Origin of the sequence: Streptomyces sp. PT12 (assembly GCF_003311645.1) — a bacterium.
Classification (GTDB): domain Bacteria; phylum Actinomycetota; class Actinomycetes; order Streptomycetales; family Streptomycetaceae; genus Streptomyces.
In genome coordinates this window covers 1-417 of the sequence record NZ_QEST01000178.1, presented here as the reverse complement: position 1 = coordinate 417, position 417 = coordinate 1, and the positions used below count along the sequence as shown (strand labels likewise).

1 pseudogene is annotated in these 417 nt (G+C 66.9%); it reads right to left on the bottom strand.

The window, feature by feature from the left end:
- Window positions 1–417, bottom strand: a pseudogene (locus DEH69_RS19580) (cysteine desulfurase); the annotation flags it as partial.

Genomic DNA, 417 nt, shown 5'->3' with positions numbered 1-417 from the left:
GATCTCGAGATGAAGTAGTTGAAGTTGATGCGCACCCAACCGGGCTTGATGCCCTCGCATCCGCGGTCGACCTCACGCCCGAACTCCTGCGACCGCTCGAGGTCGATGCCGAGCAGGTGGTGGCCGTAGGGGCCGGCGCACGAGCAGCCCCCGCGGCTCTGGATGCCGAACAGGTCGCTCAGCACTGCGACGACGAAGTTGTGGTGCAGGTAGCTGCCGCTGGGAGCTCGCACGACGAAGGAGACGATCGAGAGCCGTTCGGCCTCGAGGTTGCCCAGGATCTCGATGGCCGGTTCGTGCCGCCAGGCCTCAACTGCACGCCGGAGGAAGCGCTCCTCGTTGGCGCGGATCGTGTCGACCCCGACCGCCTCCTTGAGGGCGAAGACCAGGCCGGCGCGGATCGACTCGATGATGGCC